This is a genomic window from Vibrio sp. B1REV9, from assembly GCF_905175395.2.
GTDB classification, from domain to species: domain Bacteria; phylum Pseudomonadota; class Gammaproteobacteria; order Enterobacterales; family Vibrionaceae; genus Vibrio; species Vibrio alfacsensis.
Genome location: NZ_HG992745.1, coordinates 342,152 through 359,320, shown reverse-complemented (window position 1 = coordinate 359,320; position 17,169 = coordinate 342,152). Strand labels below are relative to the sequence as shown.

Annotated in this window: 13 protein-coding genes and 1 pseudogene; 9 read left to right on the top strand and 5 right to left on the bottom strand. The window is 46.4% G+C overall.

The annotated features are described in order from the left end of the window. Positions 1–174 precede the first annotated feature (174 nt). Together typA and KHN78_RS07120 are read left to right on the top strand one after the other, a co-directional pair. A complete protein-coding gene (gene typA / locus KHN78_RS07125) occupies positions 175–2,007 on the top strand; it encodes a translational GTPase TypA (protein ID WP_211915609.1) in 1,833 nt (610 codons plus the stop codon). 117 nt (positions 2,008–2,124) lie between these two features. Then, positions 2,125–2,667, top strand: a complete 543-nt coding sequence (locus tag KHN78_RS07120) for an AAA family ATPase (RefSeq protein WP_211915608.1) — start codon at positions 2,125–2,127, stop codon at positions 2,665–2,667. A gap of 31 nt (positions 2,668–2,698) precedes the next feature. On the opposite strand, the gene KHN78_RS07115 is transcribed toward KHN78_RS07120, so the two are convergent. Next, entirely contained in the window at positions 2,699–3,340 is a 642-nt protein-coding gene (locus KHN78_RS07115) for a DUF2959 domain-containing protein (RefSeq protein ID WP_211915607.1), read from the bottom strand. Positions 3,341–3,375: 35 nt separating this feature from the next. Here KHN78_RS07115 and KHN78_RS07110 point away from each other — a divergent pair, with 35 nt between their 5' ends. The 3 genes and pseudogenes from KHN78_RS07110 to KHN78_RS07100 all read left to right on the top strand — a co-directional run bounded on the left by KHN78_RS07110 (position 3,376) and on the right by KHN78_RS07100 (position 5,750). Further along, entirely contained in the window at positions 3,376–4,320 is a 945-nt protein-coding gene (locus tag KHN78_RS07110; RefSeq protein WP_211915606.1) for a virulence factor BrkB family protein, read from the top strand. Then, a pseudogene (gene dtd / locus KHN78_RS07105) lies at positions 4,274–4,725 on the top strand (D-aminoacyl-tRNA deacylase). The gene KHN78_RS07110 and the pseudogene dtd overlap by 47 nt, the downstream one beginning before the upstream one ends. A gap of 107 nt (positions 4,726–4,832) precedes the next feature. Further along, positions 4,833–5,750, top strand: coding sequence for a bifunctional GNAT family N-acetyltransferase/hotdog fold thioesterase (locus KHN78_RS07100; RefSeq protein WP_128812042.1), 918 nt, complete (start codon positions 4,833–4,835; stop codon positions 5,748–5,750). Here the strand turns inward: KHN78_RS07100 and KHN78_RS07095 are convergent. From KHN78_RS07095 to hslR, 4 genes are all read right to left on the bottom strand, one after another. Beyond that, the gene (locus KHN78_RS07095; protein WP_211915605.1) at positions 5,736–7,754 is read right to left on the bottom strand and encodes an AsmA family protein; all 2,019 of its coding nucleotides are present in this window, start codon (positions 7,752–7,754) and stop codon (positions 5,736–5,738) included. The two genes, KHN78_RS07100 and KHN78_RS07095, sit on opposite strands and share 15 nt — an antisense overlap. Before the next feature lie 161 nt (positions 7,755–7,915). Next, positions 7,916–9,544, bottom strand: a complete 1,629-nt coding sequence (pckA, locus tag KHN78_RS07090; protein ID WP_211915604.1) for a phosphoenolpyruvate carboxykinase (ATP) — start codon at positions 9,542–9,544, stop codon at positions 7,916–7,918. Positions 9,545–9,880: 336 nt separating this feature from the next. Continuing rightward, the gene (gene hslO / locus KHN78_RS07085) at positions 9,881–10,756 is read right to left on the bottom strand and encodes an Hsp33 family molecular chaperone HslO (protein WP_128812036.1); all 876 of its coding nucleotides are present in this window, start codon (positions 10,754–10,756) and stop codon (positions 9,881–9,883) included. A 30-nt stretch (positions 10,757–10,786) separates the two neighbouring features. Beyond that, positions 10,787–11,173, bottom strand: a complete 387-nt coding sequence (gene hslR / locus KHN78_RS07080; protein ID WP_128812034.1) for a ribosome-associated heat shock protein Hsp15 — start codon at positions 11,171–11,173, stop codon at positions 10,787–10,789. A gap of 253 nt (positions 11,174–11,426) precedes the next feature. On the opposite strand from hslR, the gene gspC reads away from it, so the two are divergent. The 4 genes from gspC to gspF are packed head-to-tail and all read left to right on the top strand — an operon-like array spanning position 11,427 to position 17,142. Further along, entirely contained in the window at positions 11,427–12,347 is a 921-nt protein-coding gene (gene gspC / locus KHN78_RS07075; RefSeq protein WP_211915603.1) for a type II secretion system protein GspC, read from the top strand. Between the two features lie 36 nt (positions 12,348–12,383). Next, positions 12,384–14,423, top strand: a complete 2,040-nt coding sequence (gene gspD, locus KHN78_RS07070; RefSeq protein WP_211915602.1) for a type II secretion system secretin GspD — start codon at positions 12,384–12,386, stop codon at positions 14,421–14,423. Continuing rightward, positions 14,423–15,925: a type II secretion system ATPase GspE gene (gene gspE, locus KHN78_RS07065; RefSeq protein ID WP_128812030.1), complete on the top strand. Its 1,503-nt coding sequence runs from the start codon at positions 14,423–14,425 to the stop codon at positions 15,923–15,925. The genes gspD and gspE overlap by 1 nt, the downstream gene beginning before the upstream one ends. Beyond that, on the top strand, positions 15,925–17,142 hold the full coding sequence (gspF, locus tag KHN78_RS07060) for a type II secretion system inner membrane protein GspF (protein ID WP_128812026.1): 1,218 nt from the start codon (positions 15,925–15,927) through the stop codon (positions 17,140–17,142). Before gspE ends, gspF begins: the two co-directional genes overlap by 1 nt. The last annotated feature ends 27 nt before the right edge of the window (positions 17,143–17,169 follow it).

Genomic DNA, 17,169 nt, shown 5'->3' with positions numbered 1-17,169 from the left:
AGAAAGTGAGCGTTAAGCGTAAATTTGACAGAAATGCTCGGGAGTAGATCACATATTTCTATGCTTTTTGCTAAAATCTGGTACATTATGGCCGTTTTTTTAATCAGCAAATGTCACCAGAGAGCACCCGTTCTCAGCGTGGGGGCATTTCATCTATCTAAGTGAATCAAATCCATGGCTACTCCACAGATTGATAAATTAAGAAATATCGCGATCATCGCGCACGTTGACCACGGTAAAACAACACTGGTTGATAAACTACTACAACAATCAGGTACTCTAGAGTCTCGCGGCGAAGCTGAAGAGCGAGTCATGGACTCAAACGACATCGAAAAAGAACGTGGTATTACCATTCTTGCTAAAAACACAGCAATTAACTGGAATGATTACCGCATCAACATCGTAGATACTCCGGGACACGCGGACTTCGGTGGTGAAGTAGAACGTATCATGTCGATGGTAGACTCAGTACTACTTATCGTTGACGCAGTTGACGGCCCAATGCCGCAAACTCGTTTCGTAACGCAAAAAGCATTTGCTCACGGTCTTAAGCCAATCGTTGTAATCAACAAGATTGACCGTCCTGGCGCACGTCCTGACTGGGTTATGGACCAAGTGTTCGACCTATTCGACAACCTAGGTGCAACTGATGAACAGCTAGACTTTAAAGTGGTTTACGCATCAGCACTTAACGGTTGGGCGACGCTAGAAGAAGGTGAAACTGGCGAGAACATGGAACCACTATTCCAAACTATCGTTGACCAAGTTGAAGCACCTCAAGTTGACCTAGACGGTCCACTACAAATGCAAATCTCTCAGCTAGATTACAGCTCATACGTAGGTGTTATCGGTGTTGCGCGTGTAACTCGCGGTACTGTACGTCCTAACCAACAAGTTACAATCGTTGGCGCAGATGGCAAGAAACGCAACGGTAAAGTGGGCACAGTAATGGGCTACCTTGGCCTAGAGCGTCATGACATCGAGCAAGCTAATGCTGGTGACATCATTGCAATCACAGGTCTTGGCGAGCTTAAAATCTCTGACACTATCTGTGACGTGAACAACGTTGAAGCAATGACTCCGCTTTCTGTTGATGAACCAACAGTAACGATGACGTTCCAAGTAAACACTTCTCCGTTTGCGGGTAAAGAAGGTAAGTTCGTTACTTCACGTAACATCCTTGAGCGTCTACAGAAAGAATTGGTACACAACGTTGCACTGCGCGTTGAAGAAACTGACAACCCAGATCGCTTCCGCGTATCAGGCCGTGGTGAGCTTCACCTATCTATCCTGATCGAAAACATGCGTCGTGAAGGTTTCGAGCTAGCAGTATCTCGTCCAGAAGTAATCATCAAGCGTGATGAAGATGGTAACCTACAAGAACCGTTTGAAACTGTAACTATCGACGTTATGGAAGAAAACCAAGGCGGTATCATGGAAGCAATCGGTCTTCGTAAAGGCGAACTGACTGATATGTCTCCAGATGGTAAAGGCCGTGTTCGCATGGACTTCATGATGCCATCACGTGGTCTGATCGGTTTCCAAACTGAGTTCATGACGCTAACATCTGGTTCAGGTCTTCTATACCACTCGTTTGATCACTACGGCCCACACAAAGGCGGTACTATCGGTCAACGTAACAACGGTGTTCTGATCTCGAACGCAACAGGTAAAGCACTGACTTACGCACTGTTTAACCTTCAAGAACGTGGTCGTCTATTTGCTGAGCACGCTGATGAAGTTTACGAAGGCCAAGTTATCGGTATTCACAACCGTTCAAACGACCTAACAGTAAACTGTCTGAAAGGTAAACAACTAACGAACGTTCGTGCATCTGGTACTGATGAAGCACAGGTTCTTACTCCAGCAATCAAATTCACGCTAGAGCAAGCGCTAGAATTCATCGATGATGACGAACTAGTAGAAGTAACACCAGAAAGCATCCGTATTCGTAAACGTCACTTGACTGAAAACGATCGTAAACGTGCTTCACGTGATGCGAAATAATCATCTAATTTAGATTAGCTGATATAAGAAAACCCTAAGCCGTATTGCGACTTAGGGTTTTTTATTGCCTGTTGTGCGTCAAACCTGCCGTCGTCATTACTAATTTAAAGGGGATGTATGAAGCCCATTATCATTACCGGGGGGCCGGGAGCGGGAAAAACCACGCTCATTAAAGCGCTCGCCGATGTTGGTTATGCCACGTTTGAAGAGGCATCTCGTTACCTAATTACCGAACAAAGCCGTTTGCCTAATGGCGCTCTTCCTTGGACGAATCTGCCAGCATTCGCCCAACTATGTCTAGAGTTAATGGGAAAGCAAAAGAGAGAGGCTTTAGAGCACTCGTTGGCTTTTGTTGACCGAGCAATTCCAGACATTGTGGCGTACCTTCAAGTGGGAGGCTGTCATGTGGGGCCTGAATTTATAGCGGGCAGTGCTGGATATCACGATCAAGTGTTCGTTTGTCGGCCAGAAGCGTCTATCTACGTGCAAGACGAAGTACGTCCTCACAGCTTTGAAGAGGCGATGCAAATCCATCAAATGCTTGTCGACACTTATGGAGAGCTTGGTTATAAGGTCGTTGACGTGCCATGGGGCACAATAAGAGAAAGGGTTGAGTTTGTTCGAAGCGTCGTTGGTTTCGTTGATGAGATCATAAATTAAAAGCTCCTCACGAGGAGGAGCTTTTAAAGACTTACTTTTGATTCAACTGTTGTAGGAACTTATCTGATTCAGCGATCGCGGCATTCATTTGTTTGATAGCGTATTGGATGTCTTTCTCTAGGCTTGAGAACTCACCTTTTAGTGAGCCAATCGCACTCGCGTTCAAGTTATGCTTGAGGTAAAGCGTGTTATCGCGCAATGTATTTAGAACGGGTGTCATTTTACTCTCAGCACGCTTCATCGCACTGAGCATGGTTTTGTAAGACGCTTTGGTTTCACGCAACTTCTGCTCGCTAGAACGGCGCAGCTTAGCACTGGTGTATAGGTCTAGCTCGTCTTGCCATTCTGCAAATAAGGCATCAGACACATCTTCAATCGCTGCAATACGGTCACGAACGTCCTGTGCGGCTTTTTCGCTGTCTTCGTATTTATCGTTTATGTTGTTGTAAACGCTTTCCAATTCACCGCCATTAAAATTGGTCAAAGCTGAAAGGGCTTCTAAAGCGCTGGTGAATTCTTCTTGCGCGTCTTGCTGCGACTCTTTGGCATCTTCAACTCGATCAACCATGATTTCGCGTTTGTGATAGCCCACTTGTTCCATTGCGGAATAATAAGCCGATTGACAACCAGTTAAGGTGAAAATTGATAGTACAATTGCTAATAAATAAGGCATTCTTATGTCCTCGACGCTAATCTATGGGATGAACTATGAACCAGTTATCAGAGAGTTACAAGGTGAGATTAACAAGACTTGTACCAGGCAGTGTCGCGTTTTTTAAATATCTTCTCAAACGAATGACGCACGATCGGGTTAACGTAAATGCTGGCTACCTCGCGTATATCACTTTGTTGTCCATTGTGCCGATGTTGACCGTGTTGCTATCAATATTGTCTAAGTTTCCGGTTTTTGCGAATGTTGGTGAAGTGCTGCAAGGTTACATCATTGATAATTTTGTCCCAGCCTCAGGGGATGCGGTGAGAACCGCGCTGCAAGAGTTTGTGGCGAATACTGGTAAAATGACCGCGGTAGGTGGTGCGTTTTTGTTTGTCGCCGCTTTGATGCTGATTTCTAACATCGACAAGAATCTTAACTACATCTGGCGAGTGAGCGATAAACGTCGTCCAGTGTTTTCGTTCTCAATGTATTGGATGGTATTAACGCTTGGGCCAATCATGGTTGGAGCGAGTATTGCGGCTACGTCTTATGTAACGTCATTAAGACTCATCGAGAATGAAACGTTGTCGGGGGCTTATGATCTGTTTTTGCGTTGGCTTCCGCTGTTGCTTTCATTCTTTGCGTTTATGGGACTGTACCTATTGGTTCCAAATAAAAAAGTTTACCTCACACATGCGAGTTTAGGAGCTGCGGCTGCGGCGATTTTGTTTGAGTTCAGTAAAAAAGGCTTTGCGTTCTATATTACGCAATTCCCATCGTATCAGTTGATTTACGGAGCGTTAGCTGCGATCCCTATCCTGTTTGTTTGGGTGTATCTGTGTTGGCTGATCGTGCTGATTGGTGCGGAAGTCACGGCATCGTTAGGAGAGAGAGAGCACTGGAGTGATAACTTAGAAATGATACACTCGACGGCAGAATTTCAATTAACAGATGAAGGAAAAGAGAGTCGTGATAGCGCTAATTCAACGCGTCAGTGAAGCGGCCGTTCGAGTGGACGGTGAAGTGGTGGGTGAAATCGACCAAGGTCTACTTGTCCTACTTGGTGTAGAAAAGGACGATGATGAAGCAAAAGCAAAGCGTCTGATGGAGCGTGTGACCACTTACCGAGTATTTGAAGATGACGAGGGGAAAATGAACCTCAACGTAAAACAAGTGAACGGTCAGGTATTGGTGGTGTCTCAATTTACGCTACCCGCAGATACCAAAAAGGCACGCGAGCAGGCTTTTCTCGCGGCGCACATCCGACGGATGCCGAGCGTCTTTATGACTACTTTTCTGATTTGTGTGAGCAAGAACTGCCTACGCAGCGAGGCCGTTTTGCTGCCGATATGAAAGTGTCACTCATTAACGATGGACCTGTGACATTCTGGCTACAGGTCTAATCTGGTAACCTTAGCGATGTAGTCTAAGCTTTAAGCCCAAGTAAACCGAATTTGCTTGGGTATTGCATCTAAGACTTCTATTTGATTTGTACTTTCAAAGGATTGATATGTTCAAGCTCATCACACCAAAAACAGAAAATCAGCTCAAAAAGTACTATCAATTTCGTTGGCAATTGTTGCGAGAGCCTTGGCGAATGCCTGTGGGTTCCGAGAGAGATGAATACGACGGGATGAGCCACCACCGCATGATCACCGACAGCCGTGGTCGTCCAATGGCGATTGGTCGCTTGTATATCACGCCTGATAACGACGGGCAAATCCGTTATATGGCGGTGAAAAATAATCGTCGTACCAAGGGGATGGGCTCGCTGGTATTGGTCGCGCTAGAGTCGCTCGCTCGACAAGAGGGCGCGAAACGTCTGGTGTGTAATGCGCGTGAAGATGCGATCGCATTCTATGAAAAAAATGGCTTTGAGCGCCGTGGTGAATTAACCGATGAGCGAGGACCAGTGCGTCACCAACAAATGGTCAAGCCGCTCGATCCCATGGCTGATGTGCTGCGTCGACCAGATTGGTGTACGGAGCTACAGGAACGTTGGGAAGCGCAAATTCCCATTGCGGATAAGATGGGGATAAAAATCAATCAGTACACGGGCTACCAGTTTGAGTGCAGTGCGCAGCTTAATCCTAACTTGAATCCGCATAACACGATGTTTGCAGGCTCCGCGTTTACTCTTGCAACCTTAACCGGGTGGGGGATGACGTGGCTACTCATGAAAGAGCGTGGTTTGCATGGTGATATTGTGTTGGCAGATAGCTCGATTCGATATCGTCATCCTGTTGAGCAAAACCCGGTAGCGAGTACTTCTTTAGATGGCATCAGTGGGGATTTAGACCGCTTAGCATCAGGGCGAAAAGCTCGTATTGTTATTCATGTTGTGATTTACAGTGGCGATGTCCCTGCGGTGGATTTTGTGGGCACTTACATGTTGTTGCCTAACTACTCAAAATTACTGAGCTGTTGAGTCTGCCACCGTCTTGTACTCATCTTCTTCCGTGACCACTTCGTTGAACTCTTCATGGTGCTCAATGTTTATGTCGCCAACTGGAGCAGCAGTAGGCGCCTCTGAGGGATCCTTTTCTTTTTTTGCAGGTTCTGATTGAGTGACACATTCATTTAGCTCTACATCGCGGCTAAAGAGGTCTCCTTGGACTTTTCCACATAAATCCTTGAGCTGATAGACCACACCATTGAGAGGATCGTTTGCCATATCAAATCCGCCAGATATCGAACCCGTTATCGCTTTGCCAGAGATAGTGACTGGTTGCATCGTTACTTCACCACGCTGAGCTTTCAACTGAATTGGGCTGATCATGACGGTTTTTAAGGATTGGTCTGATTGCGATGTTAATGTGGTATCGCGCAAGTTCGCGGCGACCTTGCCAGATAAACTGTAAGCGAGCATGCTTTGATCACCGCCAAGCCCTTGTAAGTCGAGACTTAAATCAGAGAAGCCATTCAGGGCTAGTGCTGGTGGCAAATATGGACGAACTAATTGCAAAGGGAGACCGTCGGCATTGAGGTTTAGCCCCCATGGCTGGCTAGGGGCGCTAAGATCATATTGACCAAATCCCTCGATATAGCCTTGCTCAAGCGGCGCGAATAAGCGTGTTAATTGCCAGAAACCATTTTCGCTCTCCGTTGAGAGCGCAGCGTGGGATGACAATACTTGATCGTAGCTTGCGTTAACGACACTGGCATTGAGCTTGCCATTCCAGACTCCCCAGCGTCCATGAGTATGTTTTACAGTGAGTTGATGACCGTCTAGGTTTAAACCCGAAAGTTGCCAATAGGGCGGATGTGAGAGTTGGATGATCTGGCTACGATCAATCTCAAGCTGTTTAATATCGACTTGCTGGAGCTTCTCTGTAGCAGCCTGCCACCAATCATTCTTGTCTTCTGGCTGGATGGCCCACTTTAATCCACTGATGGTCGCAGTGTTAATTTTCCAGTGTTCTGGCTCCAAGTCTCCGGAGACTTGTACCGAACCTTGTTGCCAATCGAAGCTCAGCTCTTGTAGTTGAATGGAGTCAGGTTTGAATTGAGCATTCAAGCGAGGTTCAACCGCCGTTTGTCCTCGAAAACTGACGCTGTCAGCTTGTAGAGAAATCTGCGCGGTTGTCTCCCACAGAGATATGGGCAGAGTGGCATTTTCTACGGATAATTCTAAGTTTTGCCAGTGCCAGTTACCGTATTCAATCTCAGCATTGAGCAAGTCGACACTGTTTATGTGATGGATATGGACAGGCAGTTCTTGCCAAGGCTTAGCGAGTAAGGATTGCAGTTGAGTGTTGTTGATATTCAGTTTGTCGATGGTCACATTCACCAATGACCAACCTTGCGGATATTGCTCCGCTTGACCAGAGACTTCACTTCCTCGCCAGTTAAAGGATGCCCCATATAGCGTACTGTCTTGTGTTTTGTAGTCGATATCGATAAGCAGTTTATTTAATGCTTCACCATTCCAATACAACTGCTCGGCGGAGAGTTGGATCTGACCATATGGCAGTGGCTGTGATGGGCTCGCCCAAGTCGGTTCTTGGATTTGCAAATTTAACCCATTGATACTGAATGACTCATCAGCATAGTCAATGTTCTTTAATGCTACTTGATGAAAGTACACATGACTAAGGTTTGGCAGTGTCGGTAGGCCGCGTTGCAAACTCAGGCCATCGAGCAGCAAGCTATCGACAATCCATGTTCCATCGCGGCGGATGTCTGGGTTTAACCATAGGTCGACTTGCTCAATGAAAGGGAGCTTTTCTTGTTTGGTCGCCACGCCATAGAGCGTTATATGGTAAGGAAAATCATACTGAATGTTGTCGACTTGCAGAGGGAGGTCGACAAGATTGGCAAACTGATCCCACACTTGGCGAGAATAAGAGGTGGTAAGCAGAGTCACAAAGGCGGCTGGAAGCACGATCGCCAGTATGAGTATAAGAATTAGAATTCGACCTGCTGTTTTCATCCCTGCCAAAACCTGTATGTAGTATGGAGTAAGTGAGTATCGACTTACTTTGATAGGCCTAAGCTTGTATCAATCTTGGTAGGGATTCAATAAAAAGCCCCTCAAAAGAGGGGCTTGATGATCATTTTTGTGCTTGAGGCACTCATGATTTCATTGATGGTTTAATCGAGTTGAGGGCCCGCTTTCACGAGAGATTGACCTTCCGCGTTGTCAGTGTACTTATCAAAGTTGTTGATGAAGCGCTCTGCCAAATCTTTCGCTTTGCTTTCCCATTGTAGTGGGTCAACATAAGTGTCACGTGGGTCTAGGATGCTTGGATCCACACCTGGTAGCGATGTTGGCACCTCTAGATTGAAGATTGGAATGTGCTTGGTTTTCGCATCTTCAATTGAACCATCAAGGATCGCATCAATGATGCCGCGTGTATCTTGGATAGAAATACGCTTGCCACTGCCATTCCAACCAGTGTTGACGAGGTAAGCTTCTGCGCCAGCCGCTTCCATACGTTTTACGAGCACTTCAGCGTATTTAGTTGGGTGAAGTGTTAGGAATGCCGCACCAAAACAAGCAGAGAACGTAGGCGTTGGCTCAGTGATGCCGCGCTCTGTACCAGCCAGTTTCGCTGTGAAACCAGATAGGAAGTGGTATTTGGTTTGTTCCGGTGTCAGCTTTGACACTGGAGGAAGCACACCAAATGCGTCAGCCGATAGGAAGATCACTTTGTTTGCGTGACCACCTTTCGATACCGGCTTCACGATGTTGTCGATGTGATGAAGTGGGTAAGATACGCGGGTGTTTTCTGTTTTAGAACCGTCATCAAAGTCGATCGAGCCATCGCCGCGTACGGTGACGTTTTCGAGCAGAGCATCACGACGGATGGCGTTGTAGATATCTGGCTCTGCCTCTTTTGATAGTTTGATGGTTTTCGCGTAACAGCCGCCTTCAAAGTTGAACACGCCATCGTCATCCCAACCGTGCTCATCATCACCAATCAGTGCCCGTTTAGGATCCGTTGATAGGGTGGTTTTACCGGTACCAGACAGACCAAAGAAGATCGCGACGTCGCCTTCCTCGCCCATGTTGGCACTACAGTGCATAGAGGCGATGTCTTTTAGCGGTAGGAAGTAGTTCATCATCGCGAACATGCCTTTTTTCATTTCGCCGCCGTACCAAGTACCGCCGATCAGTTGCATGCGCTCTGTTAGGTTGAATACGGTGAAGTTTTCAGAGTTCAGACCATGCTCTTCCCACTTCTCGTTTGTGCATTTTGCACCGTTCATGACAACGAAATCAGGTTCAAATGTTGCCAACTCTTCTTCTGATGGTCGAATGAACATATTTTTTACGAAGTGCGCTTGCCACGCTACTTCGGTAATCACACGAATGCTCAGACGAGTGTCTGGATTCGCACCACAGTAACCGTCAATCACAAAAAGGCGCTTACCTGATAGTTGATTAGTCACCAACGTTTTTAGGTCGTCCCATACTTCTTTGTTGATTGGTTTGTTGTCATTTTTTACCGCGTCAGATGTCCACCACATATGTTCTTCTGTGGTTGCGTCTTTTACGATGTATTTATCTTTTGGTGAGCGACCAGTAAAGATGCCAGTATCGACGGCAACTGCGCCGAGTTCTGTCACCACGCCACGTTCATAACCTTCTAGGTCAGCACGTGTTTCTTCCTCGAACAGCATTTCGTAGCTTGGGTTACGAATAACCTCTTTGACGTTATGCAGTCCGTGCTTAGTGAGATCAAGTGTTGCAGCCTTAGTATGTTCCATAACGGTCATAGGTGCTCCTTATAAGGATTTTGTAGGGAATTTGTAAGAAATTTTTTATTTTTATCTGCTCACCATGCTAGCAACGGGCCGGGAATAAAACAGGGATATAGCTCAAAAAATACCCACTATTTAGGTGTGGTTTTAGGTGTCCCGTCACATATTGGTTTCAATAGTTTATCGTGCGCGCAAACCATTGCGCTAGGGCAAAGCGATTATTAATCTTTTAAAATTAAGAAGTTGTTTTATTACGAGCGAGGCTAGATGTAGCGGGGGTTGGATCACAAAAAGGCCAGCGTAAAGCTGGCCTTTTGATAGGTAAATTACATGCTTGATAAGCTATGAAAATTAATGCAGGGTTTTATTGTTTGGTTCTGCTTCAGAATAGAGTTCGGTAATAGCAGGTTCATCAAATGCGTATGACGTGCCACAGTAATCACAATGTAAAGAAACCGATCCTTCTTCTGCTAAAATGTCATAAACTTCAGCTTTGTCTAACGTGATGATGGCCGCACCGCTACGCTCACGAGAACAACCACAGTGGAATTCAACCGGTTGTGGTTCGTATAGGCGAACAGTATCTTGGTTGTATAGACGGTATAAAAGCTCGTTTGCTTCAAGCGTAAATAACTCTTCGTCTTTTACTGTGTTTGTTAGTTGCTCTAGGTGCTCAAAGTCTTCAGGTGTACCTGTGCCATCTGGCATGATTTGAATCATCATACCTGCTGCATGTGCTTTGCCATCAAGCTCGCCTGTGCGGATCCAAATACGAGTTTTTAGCTGTTCTGAGTTAGCGAAGTAACCCTCGATAACGTCAGCTAGCGTGTCACCCTCTAAGCCAACCACACCTTGGTAGCGTTCACCTTTCTTCGGCTCGATAGTGATCACTAGGTAACCTTTACCCATCATATCGTGCAGGCTTGCGTCGTCTGCAATATCGCCTTCCCAACGTGCAACACCGCGGATCTTTTGATCATGGTCGCCATTGATAACCGCAAGAGAAACTGGGCCATCACCCTGCAATTGGATAGTGATTGAGCCTTCGAACTTCAAAGTTGCCGTTAAAAGTGTGGTTGAAACGAGTAGCTCACCCAACAGTTTTTGTAGTGCTGCCGGATATTCCTTGCTGGAGATAATACGTTGGTACGCTTCATCCAATTGTACCAACTCGCCACGTACAGAAAGATCTTCGAATAGGTAGCGGTTTAAAACATTATTTGCCATGGAGTGCTTTCCTCGTCGGTAATTCCGGCTTTATTGGTGTTTGAATTTAATGATGTCTCGGCGCTGCTTTTTATCTGGGCGGCGTTCCGGACTAGGGTTGTGGGCGTTGAGTTTGCGTTGCATCGCTTGCTCTTCACGTAGACTGATACTTGATTCAGTTTCGCGGTATAGCGTTTGTGCGATGGGAGCACCCATACGGCGGTCAGAAATTTTCTCGATAACCACCGTCTTTTCTTCGTTACCTTGACGAAGACGGATCTCTGCGCCGAGCTCAACGATTTTGCTAGGTTTGCTTCGTTGGCCATTATAGTGGACTTTACCACCGTCGACCATATTACGGGCAATGGAGCGGGTCTTATAGAATCGGGCGGCCCAAAGCCATTTATCTAGCCTTACGGCTTCATTTTCGGAACTCATAGGACTCAGTGCTATCTAATCACGACACGAATAGTGTAGTGACTGGTGGATTATTCACCTACAGATGGTGCCAAGGTGTTTTTTTTTCAAGGGAGTTGGCAAAAACTACATAAGAAAAAAGGTACAAAAGGCAAGTTATGATATAATTTTCCGCTATTTGTTGAGTAGTAAATTTATTGCAATTTTAGCAACGTAGAGTCGATTTCCGCGTATAAAACAGGACGGCTGACGTTAGAATAAAGGAATTCGTTCAGTGAAGCGTTTAGAGCTAAGTGCAGGATTATCAAGTCGCTCGCTACTGACTCATATCAAGTCCAACAATCATGCCATTCAAGCCAAACTCAGCTTGCTACTGACTTGTCTTTTTATTGCACTAACGGCTTGGGTGCTCGGAAAATTGGTGTGGCTATCCGTCCCTCAAAGCACCGATGTCGTTCAATGGCGTCCATCGGCGAGCCGCGTCGAATCAAACACCGCAAAAAACACGATCGACTTTAATGCACTGCAAAATGCGCATTTGTTTGGTAAATACACCGAGCAAAAGCCAGTGATTGTTGAGCAACCGGTCGTCCAAGATGCACCAAAGACACGCCTTAATTTAACTTTAGTCGGTGCCGTTGCCAGTAGCAATGTGAAAACCAGCCTTGCGGTGATCGCAAACCGTGGCAAACAAGCGACCTATGGTATTGGTGAAGAAATTGAAGGCACTCGCGCAACATTGAAAGCGGTTTTGGTGGATCGAGTCATTATCGATAACCAAGGTCGAGATGAAACCTTGATGCTGCAAGGTATTGAGTACAAAAAATTGTCAGAAAGCCCACAAGCCGCACGTCCAGTTGCGAAACCAAGCGACAATGCCGCTGTTGGCGATAAATTAGAGCAAATCCGTGAAGAAATTGCTCAAGACCCACAAAGCGTATTTAAGTACATCAATATTTCTCCAGTGAAAAAAGACGGGGGAATTGCAGGCTACCGTGTATCTCCGGGACGTGATGCATCATTGTTTAATGATGTCGGTCTAAAGGCGGGCGATATTGCGGTGCAACTTAATGGGATCGATCTAAGTGATCCATCTTCTTCAGTGCAACTGATGCAAGTGATGAACGATCCACAAGAACTTAATCTGACTGTTGAGCGCGATGGCCAACAGTACGATATCTATATCCAATTGTAAGACTTAGGCGAACGGCGTAAGTTCAGGGAGACATACGTGAAACATTGGTTTAGCAAAAGCACTTGGCTACTGGCAGGAACGCTCCTGTGCGCGCCTGGTGCGATGGCGAACGAGTTTAGTGCAAGTTTCAAAGGCACTGACATTCAAGAATTCATCAACATTGTGGGTCGTAATCTAGAAAAGACCATCATCGTTGATCCATCTGTACGCGGTAAAATCGATGTACGTAGTTATGATGTTTTAAACGAAGAACAATACTACAGCTTCTTCCTGAATGTTCTCGAAGTATACGGCTACGCGGTTGTTGAGATGGACAATAACGTCCTGAAAGTGATCAAAGCAAAAGACGCGAAAACATCGGCAATCCCAGTTGTGAGCGGTAATGCTGAGCCAGGCGATAGCGTGATCACCCGTGTTGTTGCGGTACGTAACGTATCGGTACGTGAACTTTCTCCGTTATTACGTCAGCTGATCAATAACGCAGGTGCCGGTAACGTGGTGCACTATGATCCAGCGAACATCATCTTAATCACAGGCCGAGCAGCCGTGGTGAATCGCCTCGCGGAAATCATTAAACGTGTTGACCAAGCGGGTGATAGAAATATTGAGCTGGTTGAGCTTCAAAATGCATCGGCAGCAGAAATGGTGCGCATTATTGATGCGTTGAACAAAACTACGGCACAAAAAAGCACACCAGAATTTCTTGAGCCGAAAATCGTGGCAGATGAGCGCACGAACTCCATCCTAATTTCTGGCGATCCAAAAGTGCGTGCTCGTCTTAAACGTTTGATTCGTCAACTTGATATCGAAATGGCAACCAAAGGTAATAACCGAGTGGTTTACCTCAAGTATGCGAAAGCGGAAGATTTGGTTGATGTACTAAAAGGCGTGTCTGATAACTTGCAAGCAGAGAAACAAGCAGGCCAGAAAGGCGCATCAAGTGCGAAGCGTGGCGAAGTGGTGATTGCATCTCATGAAGCGACCAACTCTCTCGTGTTGACTGCGCCGCCAGATATTATGATTGCACTGCAAGATGTGATTGCTCAGCTGGATATCCGTCGTGCTCAAGTATTGATTGAAGCATTGATCGTGGAGATGGCAGAGGGTGACGGTGTGAACCTCGGCGTTCAGTGGGGTAACCTCGAAACGGGTGCGATGATCCAATACAGCAATACTGGTGCACCAATTGGTCAAGTAATGGTTGGCTTAGAGGAAGCCAAAGATGTTACGAAAACTGAAAGTTATTGGAACTCTAGCGGTGGCGAGAATGGTAACGGTGCCTGGGAAACCCGTGAGTTCACTGAAGAGGGTGATTATTCAACACTGGCTGCGGCATTAGGTGGCGTGAACGGTGCTGCAATGAGCATCGTAATGGGCGACTGGACAGCATTGATCAGCGCAGTGTCATCAGATTCGAACTCGAACATCTTGTCATCACCAAGCATTACCGTGATGGACAACGGTGAGGCATCATTTATTGTTGGTGAAGAAGTGCCGGTGATTACTGGCTCAACCGCAGGTTCAAACAACGATAACCCATTCCAAACGGTGGATCGCAAAGAAGTGGGCATCAAGCTGAAAGTCGTGCCTCAGATCAACGAGGGAGACTCTGTTCAGCTGAATATTGAACAAGAAGTGTCAAACGTGTTGGGTGCCAATGGTGCGGTGGACGTGCGTTTTGCTAAGCGTCAATTAAATACTTCAGTGATGGTACAAGACGGTCAAATGTTGGTACTAGGTGGGCTTATTGATGAGCGTGCACTAGAGAGTGAATCGAAAGTACCGCTGCTTGGTGATATTCCGGTTCTTGGTCATCTGTTCAAATCGACCAGTACTCAAGTAGAGAAGAAAAACCTGATGGTGTTCATTAAGCCAACCATTATTCGTGATGGCATGACGGCAGATGGTATTACTCAGCGTAAGTACAACTTTATTCGTGCAGAGCAACTATACAACCAAGAACAAGGCTTGAAGCTGATGTCGGATGACAACATCCCAGTTCTGCCTGAGTTTGGTCGTGAGCGTAAGCACCCAGCTGAAATCCAAGCATTCATTGATCAAATGGAAGTGAAGTAATGGTTGATATGTTAGACACAGCGCCAAGTATGCGTCGTCTGCCATTCAGTTTTGCTAATCGCTTTAAACTGGTATTGGAGACGGAGCACCCAGAGCGCCCTCCAATTCTTTACTATGTGGAGCCGCTTAATCCAGCGGCTCTGGTTGAAGTGCGCCGTGTACTGAAACAGAATTTTATCCCGCAAGTGATGGATAAAGATGCGTTTGATAAGAAGCTCACTGAAGCGTATCAGCGTGACTCATCTGAAGCTCGTCAATTGATGGAAGATATTGGTGCAGATAGCGATGACTTTTTCTCGTTGGCAGAAGAGTTACCGCATGATGAAGACTTACTTGAGTCCGAAGATGATGCGCCAATTATCAAGTTGATTAACGCCATGCTTGGTGAAGCGATTAAAGAGGGTGCTTCGGACATTCATATCGAAACATTCGAGAAAACGCTGTCTATTCGTTTCCGTGTCGATGGTGTGTTGCGTGAGGTATTAACCCCAAGCCGCAAACTCGCACCATTACTGGTTTCCCGCGTGAAAGTAATGGCCAAACTGGATATTGCAGAGAAACGCGTGCCACAAGATGGGCGTATTTCATTGCGTATTGGTGGGCGTGCGGTCGACGTACGTGTTTCAACCATGCCGTCATCACATGGTGAGCGTGTGGTAATGCGTCTATTGGATAAGAACGCTACCCGCCTTGATTTGCACAGCTTAGGCATGACGCCTTCAGTACACCATAACTTTGCTCATCTGATCCAACGTCCGCATGGCATCATCTTGGTGACGGGCCCAACGGGTTCGGGTAAATCCACGACCTTGTATGCTGGCCTGCAAGAGATCAACAGCAACGAGCGCAACATTTTAACGGTGGAAGATCCGATCGAATTCGATATCGATGGTATCGGCCAGACGCAAGTTAACCCGAAAGTGGACATGACGTTTGCTCGTGGTTTGCGCGCGATCCTGCGTCAAGACCCGGATGTTGTGATGGTGGGTGAGATCCGTGACTTGGAAACGGCTCAGATTGCGGTTCAGGCCTCGTTGACTGGTCACTTAGTGATGTCGACGCTGCATACCAACACAGCCGTTGGTGCGATTACACGTCTCCGTGATATGGGCATTGAACCATTCCTTATTTCTTCTTCTTTGCTTGGTGTACTGGCTCAACGTCTCGTACGTACGCTGTGTTCGGATTGTAAAGAGCCGTATGAAGCGGATAAAGAACAGAAGAAACTGTTTGAAATGGAAGAGACAGAATCTTTAGTTTTACATCGCGCTAAAGGATGTGAGGCCTGTAACCAAAAAGGTTACCGTGGCCGAACGGGTATTCATGAACTATTGATGGTTGATGACAAAGTTCAAGAGCTTATCCATAGCGAAGCGGGTGAACAAGAAGTAGAAAAAGCCGTTCGTGCACATACACCAAGTATTCGTAGCGATGGCTTGAGCAAAGTGCGCCTTGGCATTACGTCACTTGAAGAAGTCATGCGAGTAACCAAGGAAGCGTAATGGCGGCATTTGAATACAAAGCGCTGGATGCGAAAGGCAAACAGAAAAAAGGCACGATTGAGGGGGACAACGCCCGTCAGGTGCGCCAACGCCTAAAAGAGCAGGGAATGATTCCTGTTGAGGTCATGGAAGCCAAAGCCAAAGCGGCAAAGTCTTCTGGTTCGGTTGGTTTTAAACGTGGCATAAAAACGGCTGAACTGGCTTTGATAACACGTCAACTTTCTACGTTGGTGCAATCCGGCATGCCGTTGGAAGAGTGTTTAAAAGCCGTATCAGAGCAAGCGGAAAAGCCACGTATTCGGACCATGATTGCTGCCGTTCGTTCTAAAGTTACGGAGGGTTATCCGCTAGCGGACAGCTTAGGTGACTATCCGCATGTCTTTGATGAGTTATTTCGTTCCATGGTTGCGGCGGGTGAAAAATCCGGCCACTTGGATACCGTATTGGAACGCTTGGCAGAGTATGTCGAGAACCGTCAAAAGATGCGCTCTAAACTCTTGCAGGCTATGATTTATCCGGTTGTTTTAGTGGTCTTTGCGGTGGCGATTGTCTCTTTCTTGTTGGCAACGGTCGTGCCTAAAATTATTGAACCTATCATTCAGATGGGGCAAGAGTTGCCTCAATCAACGCAGATTTTGCTTGCGGCCAGCGAGTTTATTCAGAATTGGGGTTTGATTATTTTTGGTGTGGTCGTGGTGTTTTTCTACGGCCTAAAATTAGCGTTACAAAAACCAAACTTTCGTCTAGCGTGGGACAGAAAAATTCTGAGCATGCCATTGCTGGGTAAGATTTCTAAAGGTTTGAACACGGCCCGTTTTGCACGCACGCTCTCGATTTGTACTTCAAGTGCCATTCCTATTCTTGAGGGGATGCGCGTTGCAGTAGACGTGATGTCAAACCGCTATGTAAAGCAGCAAGTGTTGGTTGCCGCGGATAATGTGCGCGAGGGGGCGAGTTTAAGAAAAGCCCTTGATCAAACTCGTTTGTTTCCACCAATGATGCTACATATGATTGCCAGTGGTGAGCAAAGTGGTGAGCTAGAAAGCATGCTCACACGAGCGGCTGATAACCAAGACCAAAACTTTGAATCAACGGTTAATATTGCTTTGGGTGTGTTTACACCAGCATTGATTGCATTGATGGCAGGCCTTGTGCTTTTCATCGTAATGGCGACATTAATGCCAATGTTGGAAATGAATAACTTAATGAGCGGATAAAATTCGGGTTAAGACGTGTCTATTGAT

Coding starts and splice junctions, on each gene's coding strand:
- typA (WP_211915609.1), top strand. CDS start 175: ATGGCTACTCCACAGATTGATAAATTAAGAAATATCGCGATCATCGCG.
- KHN78_RS07120 (WP_211915608.1), top strand. CDS start 2,125: ATGAAGCCCATTATCATTACCGGGGGGCCGGGAGCGGGAAAAACCACG.
- KHN78_RS07115 (WP_211915607.1), bottom strand. CDS start 3,340: ATGCCTTATTTATTAGCAATTGTACTATCAATTTTCACCTTAACTGGT.
- KHN78_RS07110 (WP_211915606.1), top strand. CDS start 3,376: ATGAACCAGTTATCAGAGAGTTACAAGGTGAGATTAACAAGACTTGTA.
- KHN78_RS07100 (WP_128812042.1), top strand. CDS start 4,833: ATGTTCAAGCTCATCACACCAAAAACAGAAAATCAGCTCAAAAAGTAC.
- KHN78_RS07095 (WP_211915605.1), bottom strand. CDS start 7,754: ATGAAAACAGCAGGTCGAATTCTAATTCTTATACTCATACTGGCGATC.
- pckA (WP_211915604.1), bottom strand. CDS start 9,544: ATGACCGTTATGGAACATACTAAGGCTGCAACACTTGATCTCACTAAG.
- hslO (WP_128812036.1), bottom strand. CDS start 10,756: ATGGCAAATAATGTTTTAAACCGCTACCTATTCGAAGATCTTTCTGTA.
- hslR (WP_128812034.1), bottom strand. CDS start 11,173: ATGAGTTCCGAAAATGAAGCCGTAAGGCTAGATAAATGGCTTTGGGCC.
- gspE (WP_128812030.1), top strand. CDS start 14,423: ATGGTTGATATGTTAGACACAGCGCCAAGTATGCGTCGTCTGCCATTC.
- gspF (WP_128812026.1), top strand. CDS start 15,925: ATGGCGGCATTTGAATACAAAGCGCTGGATGCGAAAGGCAAACAGAAA.